16 protein-coding genes and 1 pseudogene are annotated in these 21,538 nt (G+C 40.4%); 9 read left to right on the forward strand and 8 right to left on the reverse strand.

Annotated elements, in window-relative coordinates; all coding sequences use genetic code 11:
- The first annotated feature begins 342 nt into the window (after positions 1 to 342).
- Together ABJD71_RS00005 and ABJD71_RS00010 are read left to right on the forward strand one after the other, a co-directional pair.
- A complete protein-coding gene (locus tag ABJD71_RS00005; RefSeq protein WP_348162643.1) occupies positions 343 to 507 on the forward strand; it encodes a hypothetical protein in 165 nt (54 codons plus the stop codon).
- A 690-nt stretch (positions 508 to 1,197) separates the two neighbouring features.
- Positions 1,198 to 1,551 (forward strand): hypothetical protein, encoded by a 354-nt coding sequence (locus tag ABJD71_RS00010; RefSeq protein ID WP_348162646.1) that lies wholly within the window; start codon positions 1,198 to 1,200, stop codon positions 1,549 to 1,551.
- Positions 1,552 to 1,570: 19 nt separating this feature from the next.
- On the opposite strand, the pseudogene ABJD71_RS00015 reads toward ABJD71_RS00010, so the two are convergent.
- Positions 1,571 to 1,672, reverse strand: a pseudogene (locus tag ABJD71_RS00015) (IS110 family transposase); the annotation flags it as partial.
- Between the two features lie 390 nt (positions 1,673 to 2,062).
- Positions 2,063 to 2,815, reverse strand: coding sequence for a transporter substrate-binding domain-containing protein (locus ABJD71_RS00020; protein WP_348162649.1), 753 nt, complete (start codon positions 2,813 to 2,815; stop codon positions 2,063 to 2,065).
- A 413-nt stretch (positions 2,816 to 3,228) separates the two neighbouring features.
- Here ABJD71_RS00020 and ABJD71_RS00025 point away from each other — a divergent pair, with 413 nt between their 5' ends.
- Together ABJD71_RS00025 and ABJD71_RS00030 are read left to right on the forward strand one after the other, a co-directional pair.
- Complete coding sequence (locus ABJD71_RS00025; protein ID WP_348162652.1) at positions 3,229 to 3,756, forward strand: NUDIX hydrolase; 528 nt, start codon at positions 3,229 to 3,231, stop codon at positions 3,754 to 3,756.
- A 191-nt stretch (positions 3,757 to 3,947) separates the two neighbouring features.
- Positions 3,948 to 4,883 (forward strand): LysR substrate-binding domain-containing protein, encoded by a 936-nt coding sequence (locus ABJD71_RS00030; protein ID WP_348162655.1) that lies wholly within the window; start codon positions 3,948 to 3,950, stop codon positions 4,881 to 4,883.
- Positions 4,884 to 4,901: 18 nt separating this feature from the next.
- Here ABJD71_RS00030 and ABJD71_RS00035 read toward each other — a convergent pair whose 3' ends face one another.
- The 5 genes from ABJD71_RS00035 to ABJD71_RS00055 form a co-directional block, all read right to left on the reverse strand.
- Positions 4,902 to 6,359, reverse strand: a complete 1,458-nt coding sequence (locus ABJD71_RS00035) for an NAD-dependent succinate-semialdehyde dehydrogenase (protein WP_348162658.1) — start codon at positions 6,357 to 6,359, stop codon at positions 4,902 to 4,904.
- An 80-nt stretch (positions 6,360 to 6,439) separates the two neighbouring features.
- Positions 6,440 to 7,783 (reverse strand): MFS transporter, encoded by a 1,344-nt coding sequence (locus ABJD71_RS00040; protein ID WP_348162661.1) that lies wholly within the window; start codon positions 7,781 to 7,783, stop codon positions 6,440 to 6,442.
- 30 nt (positions 7,784 to 7,813) lie between these two features.
- The gene (locus ABJD71_RS00045) at positions 7,814 to 8,971 is read right to left on the reverse strand and encodes an iron-containing alcohol dehydrogenase (RefSeq protein ID WP_348162664.1); all 1,158 of its coding nucleotides are present in this window, start codon (positions 8,969 to 8,971) and stop codon (positions 7,814 to 7,816) included.
- A gap of 64 nt (positions 8,972 to 9,035) precedes the next feature.
- Positions 9,036 to 11,684, reverse strand: coding sequence for a TonB-dependent receptor (locus tag ABJD71_RS00050; RefSeq protein ID WP_348162667.1), 2,649 nt, complete (start codon positions 11,682 to 11,684; stop codon positions 9,036 to 9,038).
- 39 nt (positions 11,685 to 11,723) lie between these two features.
- A complete protein-coding gene (locus ABJD71_RS00055) occupies positions 11,724 to 12,761 on the reverse strand; it encodes an alpha/beta hydrolase (RefSeq protein WP_348162670.1) in 1,038 nt (345 codons plus the stop codon).
- Positions 12,762 to 13,139: 378 nt separating this feature from the next.
- Here ABJD71_RS00055 and ABJD71_RS00060 point away from each other — a divergent pair, with 378 nt between their 5' ends.
- Positions 13,140 to 13,793 (forward strand): HAD family phosphatase, encoded by a 654-nt coding sequence (locus ABJD71_RS00060; protein WP_348162673.1) that lies wholly within the window; start codon positions 13,140 to 13,142, stop codon positions 13,791 to 13,793.
- A 225-nt stretch (positions 13,794 to 14,018) separates the two neighbouring features.
- Here ABJD71_RS00060 and zigA read toward each other — a convergent pair whose 3' ends face one another.
- Positions 14,019 to 15,227, reverse strand: coding sequence for a zinc metallochaperone GTPase ZigA (gene zigA, locus ABJD71_RS00065; RefSeq protein WP_348162676.1), 1,209 nt, complete (start codon positions 15,225 to 15,227; stop codon positions 14,019 to 14,021).
- A gap of 427 nt (positions 15,228 to 15,654) precedes the next feature.
- Between zigA and ABJD71_RS00070 the strand changes: the two genes are divergently transcribed.
- The 4 genes from ABJD71_RS00070 (at position 15,655) to ABJD71_RS00085 (ending at position 21,508) form a co-directional block, all read left to right on the forward strand.
- A complete protein-coding gene (locus ABJD71_RS00070) occupies positions 15,655 to 17,121 on the forward strand; it encodes a methyl-accepting chemotaxis protein (RefSeq protein ID WP_348162679.1) in 1,467 nt (488 codons plus the stop codon).
- A complete protein-coding gene (locus ABJD71_RS00075) occupies positions 17,118 to 17,639 on the forward strand; it encodes a DUF6436 domain-containing protein (RefSeq protein ID WP_348162682.1) in 522 nt (173 codons plus the stop codon). The genes ABJD71_RS00070 and ABJD71_RS00075 overlap by 4 nt, the downstream gene beginning before the upstream one ends.
- Positions 17,640 to 18,013: 374 nt before the next feature.
- Positions 18,014 to 20,302, forward strand: coding sequence for a TonB-dependent receptor (locus ABJD71_RS00080; RefSeq protein ID WP_348162685.1), 2,289 nt, complete (start codon positions 18,014 to 18,016; stop codon positions 20,300 to 20,302).
- A 66-nt stretch (positions 20,303 to 20,368) separates the two neighbouring features.
- Positions 20,369 to 21,508, forward strand: coding sequence for a tyramine oxidase subunit B (locus ABJD71_RS00085; RefSeq protein ID WP_348162688.1), 1,140 nt, complete (start codon positions 20,369 to 20,371; stop codon positions 21,506 to 21,508).
- Positions 21,509 to 21,538: the final 30 nt, after the last annotated feature.

Consider the following 21,538-nt stretch of genomic DNA (forward strand, 5'->3'; position numbering starts at 1 on the left):
AAGGCTAAAACCTTACTCAAACGAGCCTAGCTTCAATACTTAAACAAACACTCTGCTAGCACAGTCACCATCAAGCCTTCGCTCGGCTGCAATTCAGGTAAATAGCCTAATTTTATAAACTGAAAATAGGCGTTTGTAATATTCACCCAAAGTCTCAATCCAGAGCCAAAAACTAACTCATATATTGGTAATTAAATGGACGAACTTATATAAGTATTTTATCTTGGATGTCTAGTTTGTATTCTCTAGTTTGTATTCAGTAAAAGTCCTTCTAGCGGGGTTCTAGATGAAGCTATTGCCAAAATAGATAAGAATACGAAGGCCGCAAAAGGCTCTGACATTATGGAAAACATGGCTTTAGGTTTGGTTGGGCTAATGTCTGGAACTGGATTTTTAAAGTTAGAGTTTGTTCAAGAATACGGAGAATTTTCAGCGGGTGACATTCAATATATGACGCATAAAATAACGTTCATCGAAACTGAAAACGGTTGGCAGGTTTACAATTAAGTAAAGCAGCTAACAAACAATTCAACGCACTCGCTTCGCTCGCTGGGACAGTCACATGGCGCGCCTTCGGCATTGTGCGCGCCATGCCCCTGCCCGTTAATTGGAGTGTTATACTTACAGGGAGTTATCTTGAAGGCCTGTCTACTTTTCTTGTTAGTCTTTTTAAATAGTGTTGCTGTCTTTGCGGGTCAAAACGAAGTAACGAACGAAAGGTTGAATGAGTATTTTAAAACTGATGTGGACTATGAGAAATTTTTCAAAGTACTAAAAATCTAGCTTACTTTCAGGTAATAAAGAAAAGGTTGCGACTCTAAACTTGTATCCAATTAGGGTAAATTACCCTTCAGGTGGAGTGTATTATGATTCAAAAGAAGCGTTTCTTGAAACTACGATAAAATTGTTAAACCTGAAATGCTTGAACGAGTTAAAGCACAAAATTTTAGTTCATTATTTTATAACTATAACGGTATGAATTTTGGAATTGGCGATCTCTGGTTTAGTGGTATTTGCTTGGATGGTGATTCGTGTAAAGACATTAATATAAAGGTTTGGTCATACAGTGTATTGCACATCGAGAAAAAGTAGGTATAACAAAAAAATCATGGTGGGAATTTTACTCGCTGAAACAGCGCTCCTAAAATCCCCATATGTTAAGCGTTAGCTATTCATCAAATCTGCATTGGAGTCATAATGAAAGAAGGGAAATCAATATCGGTATACGCAGTAAATGCAACGGTATACAAAGACGTTACTCCAACGGGTAAAGATAAATATATTATTAAACTAAACAGTAATGCTGGTGACGCTGTTGATCGCGTACAAAGTTGCCATGACTATGAATTGCCTTTATCATTTACCTTAATTACTGGGGCAAGAGTATTTAAAAATGATTATAAGTACATTACTTTTGCTATGTATCCTAAAGACAGCAACTCTAATTATTTGGTAACTTGTCGCTGTGCTCATCAAGAACTATCCCAAGATAAAGCATTAGAGTTAATTGAAAAGGGTATGGCTCAAGCTATTAGTGAATTGAATAGCTAACAAGTGACTATGGTGTCAATCATTGAATTTTCACCATATTCTCGTCCCACATCACTCCATCTATAACCTTAGAATTTAAGATAACAGTCATCTTTCTGAGACAGGCAATAATAGCTACTTTTTATGATGTTACCTTTAGCCCACATCCATTTGGCGAGCAAGCAACTTCATTTGCAGGGTTCGGTAAAAAACCTCCTATGAAACCCCTTCAAAAATTCGCTTCCTATTATTGAGGAAACACTTGATATCGTGGGTGATTTTACTGAGGTGGACGCTTCAATTGGGGTTTCACTAGCAACAATAACTATGATTGCTAAACAACTAGAAGAGTCTAGGCAAAGCGTATTGGCTATTTTGTAGCTGTTCCATAATTTATTTGGCTAACCAAGCTGATAGTTTTTGATATACGAAGTTATCTGATAAACCTGCGATAAACCGCAAAAGGCTCGCTTCTAAGAATCTGAATTTGATTTGAGTGTTACATCTCGCTCTCAATCGGTTTAAAAATATTCTATTCAAAAAGTAGGCGGTTATACTCAGCTGTTTTTTCAAATTTGCGAGCGGCTTGTTGTAAGCGCTTAACTATTTCTATATCAGTGGATTTGCTAATGGCGATATAACTAGTGAGTTCTTTTTTTGATTCTATTGCTTTGTAGCGCAGTGTAACACTCTCTTTGCCGCGCCTTTCTAGGATATGTTTAATACTATTAGGCTCTGCATAAATTAAGTCGACTTTACCACTTTCAAATAAAGTTACCATTACCTCCCAGTCAGGCACTCTGTAAAGGTTCTCTTGTTCTGAGAAACCATGTGAAATAAGTTCATTGTAGCTGGCCGAGTCTACAATAGTTGCTATCAACTTATGCTTAGCTTGCTGCATAGTATCTACGTAATTTTCTGGTTTGCTTGCTAAAGAGATAAAGACTCTCGACAAATTACTTACCTGAATAATCCAATGAAAATCTGCTTCTCGTTCAGGTGTTCTTATCATGCTAAAAATTAATGTATTGGGATTGTTTTTTGCGGTTGAAAAAGCTCGTACCCAGGGCATAAATTTAACGGTAGCATCGAGTTGAGCTTCTTTTAAAACAGCCTGAAGAATTTCAATAGAAGGGCCTTTATTTTCACCATTTTCATAATACTGAAGTAAGCGATTACTGTTTGCTACGGCCACTAAATTGTTCTCTGTGCTTTGTTCTTCAACAGCAAATAAAGATGAGGATGCAAATAGCATGAGTATAAGTAAGTGTTTTGTTAAACGCATACTAGGCCTTTTTTGAGTATTAGCAGAGCAAACTTTACTTGAATTCAACTAATAAGTGCAGTTATTTATACAGTCTCCAGTCTCTCTGACTTGTTGGTAAATAACTCATTAGGTATTTTAAAACCCAATGTTTGTCTTGGCTTGTGATTCTGTTGCTATTCTCTCAAACCTCAGCGACTTTGTTTTAGACGTAATGCTATTGCTTAAGTGTGTTTAAAATTTCGTGGCGAAGCTACACCGGCTATTAGAGTTCTCATGCTGGGAACTGGATGACTTTACACATGTCATTTAGGCAACAGTAACGTTAAGCCATCTTTGTTAACGAGACTGTAAGTTGGAAAACTAGGTGTGCGTGGTAAACGTTAATTCGGTAGACTTCTCGCCTTCCCTATAGTCTAAAAGTTGATCAAACCATGCGCTTATTAAAAACGGCTATTCATCCTGATGTTAATCTTCAAAGTACTAAGATTTTCAAGCGTGATGCGACTCGGGCGATTGTATTAAGGGGTGACAAAATATTGATGCTTTTCACCGAACGATACAATGATTACACCTTACCCGGCGGAGGAGTTGACCTAGGTGAAGACAAAATAAAGGGACTGCAACGTGAGCTAGCTGAAGAGACGGGGGCCACCGGTATTACCAATATAATACCCTTCGGCCATTATGAAGAGTTTAGGCCTTGGTATAAAAATAATTTAGATACTATGCACATGAATTCATATTGTTATATCTGTGATATTGATAGCGAGTTAGGTGCCACTCAGTTTGAAGATTATGAAGTGAGCAATGGAATGCGCCCAGTTTGGCTGAATATTTATGAGGCAATTGAGCATAACGAAAACACTATGATGCATAGTGAGAAAAAAGGTTTATCGATAGAGCGCGAAACCTTTTTACTGAAGCGTATTGTGGCTGAGTTGATTGCGCCTATTGTTTAAACTGACTCATTTGCTCAACTCTTGGGGTTAGGATATATTGTGGGTATTCTGTTGAGTGTATAAATGTTTTTTCTTAGGGCATTGAATTTTAGCGAATTTTTTGTTTTTTAGTCGCCAAGGTTAGCCAGTTTAGGCTAATTATTTTGTCATTTCTGCAAGTGTTACCTCTGCGAGGGTTTAAAAGGTCTGTTATGTCGAGACATTTACCACCACTTAATACCCTTTGGGTGTTTCTTACCGCTTCCCGTTTATTGAGTTTTACTAAAGCGGCTGATGAGTTGTTTATTACCCGCTCTGCTGTGAGTCGCCAGATAAAAAACTTAGAAGAACATTTTGGCTTTAAGTTGTTTGAGCGCCATAAGGTTGGCCTTGAGCTTACCGAGCAGGGGGTGATTTATGCGAATTCTATTTCTAACATTTTTGCTGATTTACGGGTGGCCACAGATACCTTGCATCACGGTAGCGAAAAATTAAAATTGAAGCTGGGTATTTCAGCTACGTTTAATTCTACGTGGTTGATGAGTCGTTTGCGTACCCTAGAGGAGTTTTGTCCTGATTTAACCCTGTCTTTTTATACCAATAGCCTAGACACGGGTAAAGATTCGGTGGACTTTTCTGGCGAGCATATGAATGCGGCCATTCGTTTAGGTACGGGTGACTGGCCTGGGTGTCACAGTGAAAAACTGTTAGATGTCTATGTTCAGCCAGTGTGTGCGCCCTCTTTATTAGATAAACAACACGACTTAGACGATGTTACCAGTTTAGTTAATTACAACTGGTTGCATTACGAGCATTTATCAAAGTTGTGGGAGCAGTGGTTGTCTAAAAGCAATCAGCCAGGGTTGCATACTGATAAAAAGAACATCACTTTTGACAATGTGGCTGTTGCGACTCAAGCAGCCGTTGACGGTTTGGGGATTATCCCTATGTACCGCCCCCTTGCAGATAATTTGATAAAAGAGGGCAAACTGGTTGTTGCCCATAACTACATGATGTTGAAGTCTGAATCTTACTACTTTGTGTGCCCAGAGCATTTTGAAAACAACCCCACTATTAAAGTTTTCAGAGATTGGTTGGTGGCCGAATCACAGGCATCGCAACAGCTTTGGAACCAAGCTCACCTTTAATATTTTGTAGTCTGGCGGCTAGATGCCTCCCATACACAAATATTTGATTTCGGTGTAATCGTCTAACCCGTATTTAGAGCCCTCGCGGCCATTTCCTGATTGTTTTACACCGCCAAAAGGTGCAACTTCAGAGGAGATAATGCCCTCGTTTATACCTACAATTCCACATTCTAAATTTTCTGAAAAGCGCCATATTCTTGCGTAGTTTTGAGTGTATAAATATGCAGCCAAACCTGCTTGTGTGGCATTGGCGAGTTGTAGCGCTTGTTGCTCGGTTTCAAAGGCAATAATCGGGGCAACTGGACCGAATATTTCTTCATTGAATACCCGCATGTTAGCGCTGACGTCAGTCAAAATTGTGGGCGGGTAAAAGTTTGTCCCTAGACTAGATAGTTGGCCTCCTAAGCGCCTATTGGCTCCTTTTTTGGCGGCATCAGATACCATTGAGTGCACGTTTGTGACGGCGTCGGCATTAATCATTGGGCCAAGGGTTACGCCTGTGTCTGCACCATTACCTAGGGTGAGCTGTTGAGCTGCAGCGACAAATTTGTCGCTAAATTCTTGATAAACATCTTGGTGTATTAAAAAGCGATTTGCGCAAACACAGGTTTGTCCCGCGTTGCGAAACTTTGACGCAATAGCTCCTTGAACCGCTTGGTCGATGTCTGCATCGTCAAAAACAATAAAAGGGGCGTTGCCTCCTAATTCCATGGACACTTTTTTTACGGTGTCGGCACATTGCTTTATGAGCAATTTACCTACCTTGGTGGAGCCTGTGAAAGATAGTTTAGTCACAATAGGGCTGTCTGTTAGTACTTTGCCTATGGCAATGGCATCGGTGCCTACTACTACCGATAGTACGCCTTTCGGTAACCCTGCCCGTTCTGCTAATTCTGCTAGTGCAAGTGCGCTTAAAGGGGTGGCTTCTGCTGGTTTGACAATCATAGTGCAGCCAGCGGCTAATGCTGGGGCAACTTTACGGGTGATCATTGCATTAGGAAAATTCCATGGGGTGATGGCTGCAACCACGCCTATTGGCTGTTTAATAGTTAACAGCCTTTGTGATGCCTGTTTACTAGGAATAACATCGCCATAAAGGCGTTTTGCTTCTTCTGCAAACCACACAAGATACGATGCGCCATAACGTATTTCGCCTTTGGCTTCTGCTAGTGGTTTACCCTGTTCGGCATTGAGTATTACTGCTAAATCGTCGATGTTCTCTAAAATCAAATCGTGCCAGCGTTTTAATATATCAGCCCGGTAACTGGCCGTAGTATGACGCCAACTTTGCAGGGCATTATGGGCGCTGGTTATGGCTAATTGTGTGTCACTTAAGCCTGCGCTGGCTATGTCGCATATTTTGCTGGCGGTGGCGGGGTTGTCGATAGTTAACGTGTTTTTTGAGTCTGCATTACGCCATTGCCCATTAATAAAAAGTTGTCGTTTTAATAACTCAGGATCGTTCAAAGGTAGCATGGGGTATCCATTTGATAGGTGTTAGAACTTGGGCTGCTAGCGATATCACTAGCACCTCCAAACTCTAAGGTAGTTGTTAATTATTGCGCTAACGATGCTAGCGTTTTTCTATAATGAGGTAAGCACTTACCCAGTAATAACGCTGAGCCAGCCATAGCTACACTTGTGACTAATAATAGTGAGTAACCAACCATTTCTGGTGAGCCAAAAATATAGTCTGTAGACAAGGCAACTAAGGTTGGGCCAAGTCCTAAGCCAATTAGATTAACGATGAACAAATACAATGCACTGAATTGGCCCCGCATATTACTAGGTACCACTTCTTGAATTGCGGCAGGCCCTAAGCCCATCATGAAATTAGCAAAAAAAGTAGAAACAGCCAGTATCACTAGCACAATTTGTAAGTTGGAGACCAGTGGGTATAGCAAAGTGGGAATGATACCTAAGATCATAGCCCACATCGCTACTCGCATTTTTGCATCGGTTTGCCCAGCTTTAAGGCGTTTGTCAGCGAGTATACCGCCCACAATCACGCCACCTGCACCACAAAAAAGTACAATTAAGCCGAAGGCTAACCCTACTTCGCCACCGCTCATTCCGTGTACTCGTATGAGGTAGCTTGGCACCCAAGCTAACGCGCCATAACCGGCGACTGAGGCAAGAGCTGCACCAAAGTTATGAAGTAATACTGTTTTTCTATTTTGCTTAAAGAAACTGATAACATCAGAAACAGGCACTGCTTTTTGCTGCAACTGAGGGCGCGCAGGCTCTTTTAATGTGTAAAGCAAAGGTACTAACAATAATCCTGGCAGACCTACGGCTAAAAACACCGCTTGCCACGGATAGACATCACCAATTATGGGCAGAGTGATAGATGAAAATTCTGATGCCCATTGAATTACCATGCCGCCAACAATTAGTGCTAAACCACCACCTAGGTAAATCCCCATGGTGTAGACACTTATGGCTTTGGCAAGGTGCTTTTTGTGTACGCTGTCGGCAATGAGTGAATATGCTGCGGGAGACAAACCTGCTTCTCCTACCCCTACGCCCATTCGTGCAAAAAACAAAGCCCAGTAACTTTTGGCTAAGCCACAGGCGGCTGTCATGAGACTCCAAATAAAAATAGACCAGGCTATAATTCCGCGGCGGCTTTTACTGTCAGCTAAGCGGCCTAATGGTAAGCCCATTAGGGTATAGAACAATGCAAATGACAGGCCTTGTAATAGGCTCATTTGAGTATCGCTAATACCTAAGTCTCGCTTCATAGGCTCAACTAATAAACTTAAAATTTGGCGGTCAATAAATGAAAAGGTATAAGCCAACAATAAGATAAAAATCAGGTATACGGCATAAATACTTTGCTTTGACGACGCAACTTGCTGTTGGGGCGTTTCAATTTGAGTGTGTGTGTCTTTAATCATTTATATACCTCTTTTAATAATGAGTCAGCATTAAAAGGCAGCGTGATATATAGATAATATATCTGCTTCTTTCATAGGCCTAGGATTGTTTACCAGTAGGCGTTCTTGCTTCAGTGCGTCTTTGGCGAGCATGGTTAACGCGCTTTCGGGTATGTCTAAGCTAGCTAAACGGTTAGGAAGGTTTAAATTTGTGATTAAGTCTTCTAGGTATTGAATGAAGGCTGCTGTTTTTTCCTCAGCTGTGGTTAGTGAAGAAGCTATGTTTGGAATAATGATATCGGCTAATTGTGCATATAAAGGGGCGGCTGCCGGCGCATTAAATTTTAAAACGTGAGGTAATACTAAAGAGTTACTGAGCCCATGAGGAATATGATAATGCCCTCCTAATGGATAGGCTAGGGCATGTACTGCTGCCACTGGTGCATTGGCAAAAGCTTGGCCTGCCATAGTGGCTCCTAACATCATATTGGCTCGAGCTTGTAAGTCACTGCCTTGGTGTACCGCCTGTTGAATGTTTTTAGACATTAACTTTAATGCTTCAATGGCTAGCATATCTGAGTATGGATTTTTTTTGATATTGCTGGTGTAGGCCTCAATGGCATGCACCATGGCATCAATTCCTGTTGCCGCAGTAATGTGTGGTGGCAGGTTAACCGTGAGGCTGGCATCTAGTAATGCTATGTCTGGTAATAAAACACTCGACACTATGCCCATTTTCATGGCTTCACCGGTTGTGACAATAGATATCGGGGTGACTTCTGAACCTGTGCCTGCTGTTGTTGGGATTTGAATTAGTGGCAATCTTTTATGTAAAAGCTTATCTACCCCAAATACTTGGTCAAGGGTTTGGCTTGAATAGGTAAGTGCTGCGATAAGTTTGGCTGTATCTAAAGAGCTACCGCCCCCAAGGCCTACCACACCGTCAATTTGATGTTGCTTCGCAAAAGATAGCGCATTTTCAATGACGCCCATTGGTGGGTCTACTTCTACTTCACTAAAGAGCACATAATCGAGTGTGCTTGCTTCTAAACTTGCCAACATTTTTTGGTGTAATCCGAGTTTCACAATACCTGGATCGGTCACCAATAAAACCTTGGTGATATTGAGATTTTGACAATATTGCGCCAAATTTAATGATGAATTTGGTGCGTTTACAATGGATTTTGTAGTGTTAAAAGTAAATGACATGATTATTTCTTTTGGTTTAAAAGAGGGGGGTAACCCCACTTTTATTGTTAATGATTGTAGGGTGTTAAAAAGCAAACTTAGCTTTTGCAAAGAACACTCGTCCTAATGGGCTATGCTGCTTAGGGTCATAACTTAAATTGCCAAAACCGTTAAATACTCTTGGTGGCGCTTCGTCTAATAGGTTTTTAATACCTAACGTTATGGTAGCTTCACTTTCCTCTGAGATACCAAAGGTGGCTGAATATTGTGTATCTACAGTTGTGAATGAGTCTATTTTAGCGCTTTCATTCTCTGGTAGAGCAATAGCAGTTTCGTAGCTTGATATATAATTAACGTTTACTGAGGCGCGTTGACTCTCGCCCACCCAATTAAGATTTAAGGTGGCTTTATCTTCAGGCAACGAACGAGCAAAATTATCATAGTTAAATGACCCTGCAGCTTCGACGACTTCGCCATTATCTTTAGTTAGCTCGTAGGTTAAAAAGTGAGAGGCATTGAAGGTTAGGTTGAATTGATCATTTATTTTCCAAACCGACTCAATATCAATACCTTTTACTGTTACCGATGAAGAGTTGAAGTAATCTACTTCTATAGCAGATAACAAACCTGCGGCAGTGCGAATGATATCCTCGCCATTTGGGTCATCAGCTATTTTTCCTTGGGCATTTTCAACGGTAATTAAGTCGGTGTAATCCACTCGCCAATAGTCAATTTTAAAGTCGAGACTGCTGGTGGCTTTAAAAATAAGCCCAAGGTTATAGTTTTTAGACTGTTCTGGCTTTAAGTCTTCATTACCTCTAGCCAGTACGCCTACAAACGCGGGTGATTTTGCTGAGCCGTCTGGATTGAAGTCGCTAATTCCGTTTATGGTTGCCGCGGTAGCATTCATTTGTGATAACGAGGCTTCTCTAAATGCTGTGCTAGCTGACGCTCTCACGATAAGCTTTTCTGAGGCTTGCCAGCGTAGTGCAATTTTGGGATCAAAACTTGAATCGTTTTCTAGTTTTTCGTAACGAACAGCTGCGGTGACTTCAATATTGTCTGAAACAGGTAATAAGCTTTCAGCAAATAGTGCGAATGAGGTTCTGTCTACATCAACTTCTGATAACCCAGCTAAAAAGATCAGATCTACAGGGATAGGATTACCATCTGCATCGTAATTAATTTCGTAAACATCATCAGTGGCAACGTGAAAACCCTCTTTTCTAGCTTGTATCCCTGCAGCAAAATTAACGGGGCCTGCTGGCATGTCAAATAACTTACCGTCAATGACTGCATCAAATGCTAGCAAGTCTGTATTTTTTTCTGATTTTGTAATATGTGTAAAATCTTCAATGATCGAGTCAGTAATGCTGGTGCGATCAAAAGGGTTAAACAACTCATCGTTGTTTAGACCACCTTCGCCTGCCAGTGCTGCTACCAGTCTAGAGCGCAACTGATCTTGTTGATATTGGGTGTAGGTATTTTTACTGTAGGTAAGTGCTGTGTCCCATCCCCAGTTATTTTCAAATGAACCTGCTAGGTTAAATGAAGCTCGAAACGTTTCGTTTTTGCGTGGTGCTAGGGCAGGGGCTTGATCCGCACCAAGTGGACGGCCAAGCCAAATAACACCGGTTCCAAATGGATTGCCTTCATGGGTACTGCTAATGAAAGGAAACGTTAAATCAGGATAGCTGGGCGACTGTGGGTTATCTTTTACTTTGTTTGAGCTCCAACTTAGGTCGGCAGATAACTGAGTGCCACCACTAAAGTCGTGAGATATGTTGGTATACAATTGTGTGCGGGTTTCTGTATTGACCAAGTTGTAAATAGGGCCATAGTTGAATCCACAGCGAGTACCACTTGCTTGTGGAATTAACACTCCTAATTCATCATCTAAACAGCTTGGGTCAGCTACATTTTCAAAAGGTGCGTAGGTCCCAGCATAGGGGCCTTCTGCAACTGTGATAGGAGAAAAGTCAAAACTGCCATCAGCTTGAATAGGGTAAAGTAAGAATGAGTTACCTAAAGAACTAAATGCATTGTCGCCAAGGTCTGGCCTGTCGGCTGTACTTAATGGTGTGCGGTCTAAGTAATGGCCCGATACTGTAATGTAAGTATTGTTAAATTCGGTACCCCACAAAAAACCAATATCAGTGTCTTTTTGGCTGCTGTCTGTTACTTTGCTTATACCAGCGTTTATTTCAAAGCCTTCAAAGTCTTTGCGTAAAATAAAGTTAACCACCCCTGCCACTGCATCTGACCCGTAGGTTGAAGCAGCACCTTCTTTTAACACTTCTATTTGTTCTATGGCATCAATTGGTATATGGCTGGTATCAACGAATACGCTGCCGTCATTAGTGATAGCACCTGATATTGTTTGGCGACGGCCGTTAATTAAGACTAATGTTGAGCTTAACCCTAGACCACGTAAGTTAACGTTTCCTGTGCCTTGTGTTGATGCCTGTGTGTACGAGTCTGCTTGGTTTTCAGCGCCTGATGATATGGCTAGTTTGCTGATGAGCTCTGCTACTGTAGTCGCGCCAGTAGATTGAATAAAGTTGTAGTCCAGCACTTGCACAGGTTCTGCGGCGTCCACAGCAGTACGTTTGATGTAAGAGCCTGTTACTTGGATGGTTTCTACCTTGTCTTGACCGTTAACTGAAAAAGTTAGGGCGGCAGATATTGATAAAGCGATAATCTTTTTTGAGGTTAATAACTGTGTCATTTTCATATTTCGTCCCATTAGAATAGTTTTAATTTCAAACTTGTCTTATTTACTGTTAGCCATCACGGCCTTGAGGGTCATTGCGCATTCTGTTACTGCGTCTTTTGCTTGTTGCAACACACCAAAATTAAGAAAGGCATGAAACATATCGGCGTAACAGGAGTGCTTAACGGTTACGCCATTTTCAATGAGTTTATCTACATACATTTGCCCTTCGTCGCGGAGCGGATCAAAACCACAGGTCAAAATAAAGGTGGCTGGCAAATGCTTAAATTCCGTTGCTTTTAATACGTTGAAGCGGGGGTCGTTTTCTTGCTCTTTTGTGATGTACAGGTCGTGAAACCAGTGCAGGAGCTTTTTTGTTAGCAATAACTTTTCTGAAAATCTCTCGCGGCTAGGTGTTAGATCGTTACCTACAATGCTTGGATAAATGAGCAGTTGAAAACAAGGTTTAAAATCATCTTTGTTTTTGTTGGCTAGGCAGTAGCCTGTTGCTAGGTTTGCCCCTGCACTATCACCGCCAAGGGCAATTCTATTAGGATCTAAATTTAAAGTCGGCGCATTTTTTACCAGCCAATCTACAGCTTCTTGTGTGTCTTCTACTGCGCCTGGAAATACGGTTTCTGGCGCTAGCCTGTAGTCAACAGAAATTACTACCACTTGAGATTGAATACTCAATTGTGCGAGTAACTTGTCGTAACTATCGATGCTTCCTAATACAAAGCCGCCACCATGAAAGTAGATGAGTGCTGGGCTGGGGAAGGTTGTGTCTAGCGTGGGTCGATATACCCTCGCTGCTAAGTCATGGTCTTTACATGAAATTATGAGCTGCTCTCTGACGATTTGCGGTACATCGTCATGCTCGTAAGGGTTTTCTCTATACTGTCGGGTATACGCTGGCTCAAATTCATAAGCAGGTGGAAGAGAGTGAATGTAATCTAGTATTTGTTGCCCTTTGTTATCGACACCGGAGGTTGCTGCACCGGCTGTTTCTAAAATGTTTACATGTGAGGATGTGGTAGCACCAAAAATGTCATTAACTGCAGTGTTGCGGTTTTTTTTAATAACTTCATCTGAATACATAGATTAAATCACTGTAAATTATATGTTAACTTTGGGTGCGCACTTTTTACATCTTTGTACCAGTTCGCTCAAGTAACATATAAGCAACGAGCTGTTGATATTTACTCACCAATGCGATAAAAAACCTTATATAACAAAGTTTTGGGGTTTTTAAGGTGGGTTTTTAGGAAGAGTTCCCATTATGAATATGTAAATTTAGTTTATATATTTAGTTAAATTTACATTAAGGGCTCATTTGCAAAAAAATGTTTTCATTACAAATGCCAGCAATTGACTGCATAATTGTTTACCCTTGAAACTCACGGTAAGCACTGTGAACTTCAATAGCAGTTTCTAGACTAATCATTAATTAATTCTTTTCATTCTAAACGAGCCTATATGTTAATTCCTAAGTACGATGCAATTTTATTCGATAAAGACGGCACTATATTCGATAGTGAGCGCATGGCTTTCGATGCTTGGATGAATACAGCAAGAGCATTTGGTGTATTGTTTAACCTTGATATTTATAAAACATTCATTGGTGTACCGACACCTGAGTGCTTTAACAGGGCCCGTAACTTATTTGGGAAAGGGTTCCCAATGGATAACTTTATTAGTGAATATCGCCATTGCATGAGTATTAGTAAGCAGCAAGGAGTGCCCATTAAAAAAGGGTTTACGGAGTTTTTTGAAGCAATAAAAGCTGTAAAGATACCTATTGGTGTGGTGACTTCGTCTTCGTATGACGCAGCAATGGATAGTTTTCAACATACTGATTTTCTGCCTGCACTAGATGTATTGATTACCCTTGATGATGTTGTTACCCCAAAACCAGCTCCTGATTGTTATTTGTTGGCTTGTCAAAAGCTATCGGTATCGCCAGAGCGAGTTTTGGTGTTTGAAGACTCCAGTGTAGGGATTAAAGCTTCACTTGCAGCGGGTTGTCAAACCATAGCAATTCCTGACTTAGCTGATATTGAGTCTGAATTATTACCGAAGTGTACCCACGCCTTAACAAGCTTTGATGACGCTCACTTTGTTTTAAAGTAACGTTTTATTGTTGCCTATGACTTTAAATATTTTAGTCAGCCTTTAAAATCAAATGATTTAGATGGGTGAGATAAGTCCTTTAAAGTACAAAGCCATAAGGGCTCGCGTTACCTATGGCTGTGAAATTTTTGCATTATCTTCATCAGGTTATAGGTCTGGTTTAAAAGCGTATTGGCCGTTCAAATTACAGCCAATACTTTATAAAGCGACGCTTATACCCCGGTGCTAGTGAAGATCCCATGGTGGGAATGGATCGGGCAAAGTCGACCACTCTTTTTTGCCTTCTAGCACTTCATCTTCACTTAACAAGCATGCGTGTAAACGCTTAGTGATATTGTCTTTATCTAGCCCTTGTCCTATGAATACAAGTTCTTGTCGCATATCACCGAAGGGCTCTACCCATTGCTCGGCAATTGCATTTAGATATTCAGGGTCATCAGGCCACTGTTTTTTTGGTACCGCCTTCCAAAATAATCCTGCCGCTCCGTATCTGGCCATGCCTCCGGCTTGGCTCCAACTTCCCGCCAGTTCTGGGCGTGTCGCTAGCCAGAAAAAGCCTTTTGAACGAATTAGCTTTCCAGCGATTTCTTTGCTGTGTAAAAACTCGTAGAATTTTTGTGGGTGAAAAGGTCGCCTTGCTTCGAAAACAAAACTGCTGATGCCAAATTCTTCGGTTTCTGGGATATGTTCACCACGTAATTCTTTCAGCCAGCCAGGTGCTTGTTGCGCTTTTTCAAAGTTAAATCTCCCTGTTGCTAAAACTTTTTTTACGGGAACATTGCCATTTTCGATGGGAATTTGTATTGCTTCTGTATTAAGGGTTTGCAAAATACTTTTTAAACGATTTAATTCTTTTTCTGAGACAAGGTCAGTTTTACTAATGAGGATTACATCAGCAAATTCTACTTGCTCAACCAGTAAGTCAGCCACACTCCGTTCGTCATCTTCGCCTAAGCTTTCACCGACCTCATCAAGGGATTTAGCTTGGTCATAATCCTGTATAAAGTTAAGGGCATCAACCACTGTTACCATAGTATCTAATCTTGATACATCTGACAGGCTTACACCGTCTTCATCGGCAAAAGTAAAGGTTTCAGCAACGGGTAGGGGTTCTGAAATACCGGTGGATTCAATTACTAGGTAATCATATTTTTTCGCTTGGGCAAGACGGGTTATCTCTTCGAGTAAGTCTTCTCTTAAGGTACAGCAAATACAACCATTACTCATTTCTACTAGCTTTTCTTCTGAGTGATTTAAACTCACCTCATTTTTAAGCATCGCTGCATCTATGTTGACTTCACTCATGTCATTGACAATAACGGCAACTTTTAAGCCATCTCTATTATTAAGAATATGATTGAGTACGGTTGTTTTACCTGCACCTAAAAACCCTGACAATACGGTTACAGGTAATAAAGAAGCTGAGCTTTGCATCTTGCTAGTGATCCTTCTTTGCATGGTGGATTATTTAATACAATCCACAACGTTAATATTTATAAAATGTTATAATATAACATTTTTCGTTTTGGTCGAGAAAAATAATGTTCGTTAGGTGGTGGGATTTACACTAATGCTTTGGGAGTGGTATTACGATAACTGAATGCTTGTGTAAAAGTGGGCTGAACCATAAAATGAAGCTGTGAAAAATAAGGCGTGCTTGCTTATTACTATTGGCTTCTCGGTGTGCCTTCTGCTTGGCCAATTAGTCACCTTTAGACTAGTTTTAAATATTCCAAATAAAAGGTGATTTTATTACAGGTGGTTAAATAGTGGTTGAAAACTGAATTAGTACTTAACAATCACATCGAAACGTCGATAAATTAGTACTCAAAGTAATGATCTAACAGAGGAAGAAGTTGAGATGACTAAGGTAAACAGATTATTTTTATATGTTCTTATTACGCTTTTAGGTTTAAGTGTAGTGTTTGGCTTGGTTTTTGGAACTTTGATATCTGGTCTGGTTATTGGTTTGCCAGCTTTATTGGTTCCTTTGTTTTTCTGTCGAACAGCGCCCGATTCAGCGATATCAAGGCATATAATTGCTGCTGCCGTTATGGTTTTTGCAGCACTACATATTCATCAGGCAAATGGTTTGATCGAAGTGCATTTTGAAATTTTTATCTTAATTGCATTATTGATTGTTTTTAAAGATTGGAAGGTATTTTTGACTGCTATTGTAGTGATTGCAGTACACCACTTATCTTTTTACTACCTTCAGGTCAGTGGCGCTGGCATTTATATTTTTGATGCAGATAGGTTAGCTTTTACAACAGTTTTAATTCACGCTGCATATGCAGTAGCAGAAGTCGTTGTTGGTGGTTATTTAGCTCGATTGATGTTTGCTGAAAGCCAAACGGGTAATGAGTTAGCAAGAGTTGTGCAAGCCTTAGCTTGTGAGAAAGGGTTGATAGACCTTAAGCCAAGGGCGAATGCAGATAACAATCCGACGCTATCGGCGTTTAACGAGCTATTAGATTCGTTGAGTTATTTGACAGACGGAATTAAGACGCAGGTTAATGTCTTGAATAATAATGCTAAAAACTTAGGCGTTGCTAAAAACGAGTTAGAAGAGTCGTCGGGTCATCGTCATATCGAAACCGATACAATAGCCTCGTCTACTGAAGAGTTATCTATGACAGTTTCTTCAATCGCTAAAGAAACCACTGAGCTGACAACGCAAATGCAGCGTGCCACTGAGTTTACTCAATCTACCGATAGAGATGTAGAACAAATTAATACACAAAATGAATCTCTTGCTCTTGCATTAAAAAATACTAGTAACGAAGTGGGCGAGCTAGCAAATTCTACTGTGACTATTTCTACTGTATTAACCGAAATTACTGGCATCGCAGATCAAACTAACTTGTTAGCATTAAATGCAGCCATTGAGGCAGCGCGAGCCGGAGAACAAGGGCGTGGGTTTGCAGTGGTAGCTGATGAGGTTCGAGCTTTGGCTAATCGTACTAAACAAAGTACTGATAAAATAAATGAAACTCTTTTACTACTGCAAAATTATTCACAGTCATCTACAGATTCAATGGAAAGTAGTATGCAAATAGTACAATCGGTTAGTGAGTCAGCAGATAAAGCTAAGAAACAAATAACCGATGCTTTAAGTATTGTAGAGAGAGCGAATGATATATCAATGACAGTTGCTGCTGCTATTGAAGAGCAGTCTAAGACTACTGATAGTATTGCAAAGAGCACGGAAACCTTAAGAGCTACTGCCCAAGTTGATAGTGAAAACGTGAGAACCCTAGATATTGAAACCCAGGGGATAAACGATACTTCAAATAAATTAGCTGAGAGTGTCTCCAACTTTAAATGATAGACACCTGGTCTAAGAAAAGGGTTCAATTTGGCGTTTTATTGGCTTGGGTAGCGTTTACCATTTTTGCATTTCGGTACTTTACTTTCGAGCGCTTAATTGAATTTGACTTGAATGGTCAATTGGAAGGAACAAATACCGCTGTATTTAGGACGTTATTAAGTCAAGAGTATTTTTCTGGTTTGGCACTTCCAGCCAACACCATTATCAATTTTATTAGTCCTGAATGTGGCTGTAATAAAGTTACTCAAATTCATATTAATGGCTTGGTAAAATCAGCCCATAAGCAGCGCATGTCGGTTTTGAATATGGAACCAAATCATTCATCATTAGTGACTTCTACACCTTCTGTAGTGATTACCAATAATAATAGTGAGGTGGTGTATTTTGGGCCTTATGGAGCAGGACTTGGCTGTTCAAATACTGAAGGGCTAGCCCAAACGGTTTTTGACAATTACATAAAAGGTTTTTCGGCCGACATGATAGTGGCTGACGTAAAGGGCTGTTATTGTCACTAATCTCTTATCCTCACCGATAATTTTAATCATTATCTCTAGTAAAATATTTTATATTTCAGAGGCTTGCTTGATACCTCAATGGGGTTTAATGGTTGGGAAACTCATCGAATAAATATCCAAGTATTACTCTGTACTGGCTAATTCACGTAAGGTGTTAGAAATCGCGCTGTAAATGTTATCCAAAAAAGGGGCAAGTTTACTTGTCCCCTTTTTAGTCAGTGTGGGTCTACACCCCGCCTTCTCATTTTACTGTACTGCACGGATAGTCAATTTTTTCCTTCACTACTATGCAAGATATCTTTTTTTCTTTTTGTTGTAATGCAAGTCGACTTCTAAGACTGCTTCATAAACTAAAAAATAATAAAGGTATTTTTATGATTACCAAAAAGCGTGTTTTACCACTGATAATTTCTAGTCTTTTTGCTACACAGGGTATGCCTGTTAACGCCCAAGAGAACCAATTTGAAAAAATAATGGTCACTTCGCAAAAAAGAGAGCAAGCCTTACAAGATGTAAGTGTAGCGGTGACTGCTTTTTCAGGGGACATGCTAAAAGAATTGAATATGACAGACAGTGTTGATATTGCAGCGCAAACTCCTGGGTTGAATATCGGTACACCTGTTGGTGAAGGTAACAACCCTTCAATCAGTTTACGTGGCGTGGGTCTTAATGATTTCAATGATAATAATGAAGGGCCTGTGGCTGTATATCGTGATGATGTATATCAGTCGGCAATGCCTGGTTTAACGTTTCAGTTATTTGACTTAAGTCGTGTTGAGGTGCTTCGTGGTCCACAAGGTACCTTGTATGGACGTAATGCTACTGGTGGTTTGGTGCACTTTATATCTAAAGCACCAACCGCAGATTTTGAAGGATATGCTGATTTATCTATAGCTAGTTATAACCAAGTAAAATTTGAAGGTGCGGTAAGTGGTAGCCTTTCAGATACTGTGATGGGGCGCTTATCAGTTGCCACAAACAATCATGATGGTTACGTTGAAAATCGCATCGGTAAAGATGCCAATGAAGCAGATAGTCAGGCGTTTCGCTTACAACTATCTGCAGATTTATCAGACTCAGTTAGTGCACTTTTGAATATCCATGGCGCTCAGTCGTCAACCGTGGCACCTAAATACCAACATGAGGCATCAGGTGATGTAGTTGATTTTTGGGGCTATGCAGATACTGATGGTGATAACTTTGCTGGGGATTATGACCGCGAAGGTATACTTGATATTGATAGCAAAGGCGTATCCTTGGTAATAGATTGGGCGGCAGATAACTTTGATTTTAAATCAATTACCGGTGTTGAATATGTAGATAAAATACACCAAGAAGATACCGATATGGGTCCTTATGCGGGTATCGAGCCTACTTTTATTGCTGATCTAGAGCAATTTAGCCAAGAAATTCAATTTAGCGGTCTTTGGGAAGATACTAACTGGCTTGTGGGTGCGTATTACTTTTCTTCTAAAGCTGATAATGCCATGGATTTAAATATTAGTTACTTTGAAGGCTTGGTTGAGTTTATTGATGCTGATTCGTTTGGTGGAGCGTTAGCTGCCCTAGAAACATATCCAGTCACGGGTGACCCAAGTACACTTACTCCTTTTGTGACATACGATATTGATTATGAGCAGAATACAGAGTCATTTGGCTTGTTTTTCAATACAGATACAGAGTTAACCAGTGATTTAACGTTAATTTTTGGCTTGAGATATACCACCGAAGAACGAGATTTTGATTATATTAATGCTTTTGGCACTCGAGATACCGATTCTTTAGCTGATGATGGCGCTGTTACTAACTTTTTACGTTTCTTAAATACACTTCCTGAAGACGATGCAGACTACTTTCCTGATAGCTGGTTCGCTTATCAAGGCGATATTAGTAACAACAATGTGTCTGGTAAAATTGGCTTAGATTACCGCCCTTCTGACGATATTTTAATTTTTACTAATTATGCTCTTGGTTTTAAATCTGGTGGGTTTAATGGCGGCTTTCTTGACCTTACTGATGGCATTTCACCTGAATCAACCCCTTATGATGAAGAGAACCTCAGTTCTTATGAGCTAGGTATTAAAACTACTTTGGCAGACGGCAAAGTGAGGTTTAACGCTACGGCTTTCTATTACGATTATGAAGGTTATCAAGCGTTAACATTTTCTGGCTTGAGTCAATTTATCGAGAACACTGATAGTACTATTAAAGGTATGGATCTTGAGCTTGTTTGGATGCCCACCAAATCTATTGATATTAACTTAGGTGCCAGTTTAATTGATTCAGAGGTAGGGGTGTTGACTATTCAAGGTGAGACCATATCGGGTACCGAAATGGTATTAGCACCCAATGTCACCTTTAATGGATTGATCCGCTGGCAAGCCACAGACGCATTAACTATGCAGTTAGATTTTAACCACCAAGGTGAGCATTATTTTGATATCACCAATAGTGACGTATCTAAAGAAGAGGCCTACACAGTAATAGGCGCAAGAGTTGGATATCAAATTACACCAGATTTACAGGTGTCTTTGTTTGCAAAAAATTTACTGGATGAAGAGTACCGAGTGTATACATTCGACTTTAGTTCGGCTGCAGGCTTTAACCAGCAATTTTACGCCAAGCCCCGTTGGGTTGGTGTGAATGTGAATTATGATTTTTAGTGTGTAATTTGCAGCATAATTTTTTCATATTAAAACGTATAAGCAACATAACTTATAGAGGTCTCCATGTCTGAGAATACAAAAATTGACTTTATTTACCTGTCTGAAACCGACATGATTAAAGCGGGCGTGACTGATATGCCCAAATGTGTCGATGTGATGGAAGAGATGTTTGTACTACTGCATAAGGGTGATTACCGGATGGCAGGGTCTAATAATGATTCCCATGGTGCGATGATTACCTTCCCAGATGAGTCGCCTTTTCCTAATATGCCTAAGCCAACTGCTGACCGCAGACTTATGGCTATGCCAGCTTACTTAGGCGGTAACTTTCAAACTTGTGGTGTGAAATGGTATGGCTCTAATATCGCAAACCGTGAAAAAGGGTTACCCCGTTCTATTCTGATGTTTATTTTGAATGATGTAGATACCGGCGCTCCCCTTGCTTATATGTCTGCCAACTTACTTTCAGCATACCGTACAGGTGCAATCCCTGGGGTGGGTGCTCGTTTTTTAGCTCGTCAAGATGCAAAAGTCATTGGATTACTTGGCCCTGGTGTAATGGGTAAAACCTCTGTTGCAGCATTTGTAGCGGCACGGCCTAAAATTGATACCCTTAAAATCAAAGGTCGCGGCCAAAAAAGTTTAGACGACTTTCTTGAATGGATTAAAGGCACATTACCGCAAATCACTAACGTGGAAGTGGTAGATGATATTGAGTCTGTAGTTAGAGGCTCTGATATTGTGACTTATTGTAATTCTGGTGAGGTGGGTGACCCGAATACCTATCCCATTGTTAAAAAAGAGTGGCTTAAGCCAGGTGCATTTCTCGCTATGCCAGCCAGTTGTACCCTTGATGAAGGCTTTTTAGCCGCAGATGTGCGTAAAGTACAAGACAGTAAGGGGCTTTACCAAGCTTGGTATGAAGAAGTGCCCAAGCCATCTCATACTGTGATCCCTTTAGTGGGCATGCAATTTATGGACATGATTGCAGATGGTGAATTGACTGACAACGATATTGAAGATCTAGCCGCAATAGTAGGTGGTGCAACACCAGCGCGTAAAAATGAAGAAGAGATAATTGTCCTGTCTGTAGGAGGGATGCCTATTGAAGACGTTGCTTGGGCTACCTCCATATACCGCACAGCCCTAGAAAAAGGGATTGGTGTTTCACTTAACCTGTGGGACGAACCAGCGCTTAAGTAAGTCATTTTGAACCCTAGAATTGAGGCTGAA

Source organism: Paraglaciecola sp., from assembly GCF_039943935.1.
GTDB lineage: Bacteria > Pseudomonadota > Gammaproteobacteria > Enterobacterales > Alteromonadaceae > Paraglaciecola.

Bases quoted from the DNA above. Each gene is read 5' to 3' on its own strand.
- ABJD71_RS00060 (WP_348162673.1), top strand. From the start codon at position 13,140: ATGTTAATTCCTAAGTACGATGCAATTTTATTCGATAAAGACGGCACT.
- ABJD71_RS00010 (WP_348162646.1), top strand. From the start codon at position 1,198: ATGAAAGAAGGGAAATCAATATCGGTATACGCAGTAAATGCAACGGTA.
- ABJD71_RS00005 (WP_348162643.1), top strand. From the start codon at position 343: ATGGAAAACATGGCTTTAGGTTTGGTTGGGCTAATGTCTGGAACTGGA.
- ABJD71_RS00085 (WP_348162688.1), top strand. From the start codon at position 20,369: ATGTCTGAGAATACAAAAATTGACTTTATTTACCTGTCTGAAACCGAC.
- ABJD71_RS00020 (WP_348162649.1), bottom strand. From the start codon at position 2,815: ATGCGTTTAACAAAACACTTACTTATACTCATGCTATTTGCATCCTCA.
- ABJD71_RS00070 (WP_348162679.1), top strand. From the start codon at position 15,655: ATGACTAAGGTAAACAGATTATTTTTATATGTTCTTATTACGCTTTTA.
- ABJD71_RS00055 (WP_348162670.1), bottom strand. From the start codon at position 12,761: ATGTATTCAGATGAAGTTATTAAAAAAAACCGCAACACTGCAGTTAAT.
- ABJD71_RS00080 (WP_348162685.1), top strand. From the start codon at position 18,014: ATGATTACCAAAAAGCGTGTTTTACCACTGATAATTTCTAGTCTTTTT.
- ABJD71_RS00030 (WP_348162655.1), top strand. From the start codon at position 3,948: ATGTCGAGACATTTACCACCACTTAATACCCTTTGGGTGTTTCTTACC.
- ABJD71_RS00075 (WP_348162682.1), top strand. From the start codon at position 17,118: ATGATAGACACCTGGTCTAAGAAAAGGGTTCAATTTGGCGTTTTATTG.
- ABJD71_RS00035 (WP_348162658.1), bottom strand. From the start codon at position 6,359: ATGCTACCTTTGAACGATCCTGAGTTATTAAAACGACAACTTTTTATT.
- ABJD71_RS00025 (WP_348162652.1), top strand. From the start codon at position 3,229: ATGCGCTTATTAAAAACGGCTATTCATCCTGATGTTAATCTTCAAAGT.
- ABJD71_RS00050 (WP_348162667.1), bottom strand. From the start codon at position 11,684: ATGAAAATGACACAGTTATTAACCTCAAAAAAGATTATCGCTTTATCA.
- zigA (WP_348162676.1), bottom strand. From the start codon at position 15,227: ATGCAAAGCTCAGCTTCTTTATTACCTGTAACCGTATTGTCAGGGTTT.
- ABJD71_RS00040 (WP_348162661.1), bottom strand. From the start codon at position 7,783: ATGATTAAAGACACACACACTCAAATTGAAACGCCCCAACAGCAAGTT.
- ABJD71_RS00045 (WP_348162664.1), bottom strand. From the start codon at position 8,971: ATGTCATTTACTTTTAACACTACAAAATCCATTGTAAACGCACCAAAT.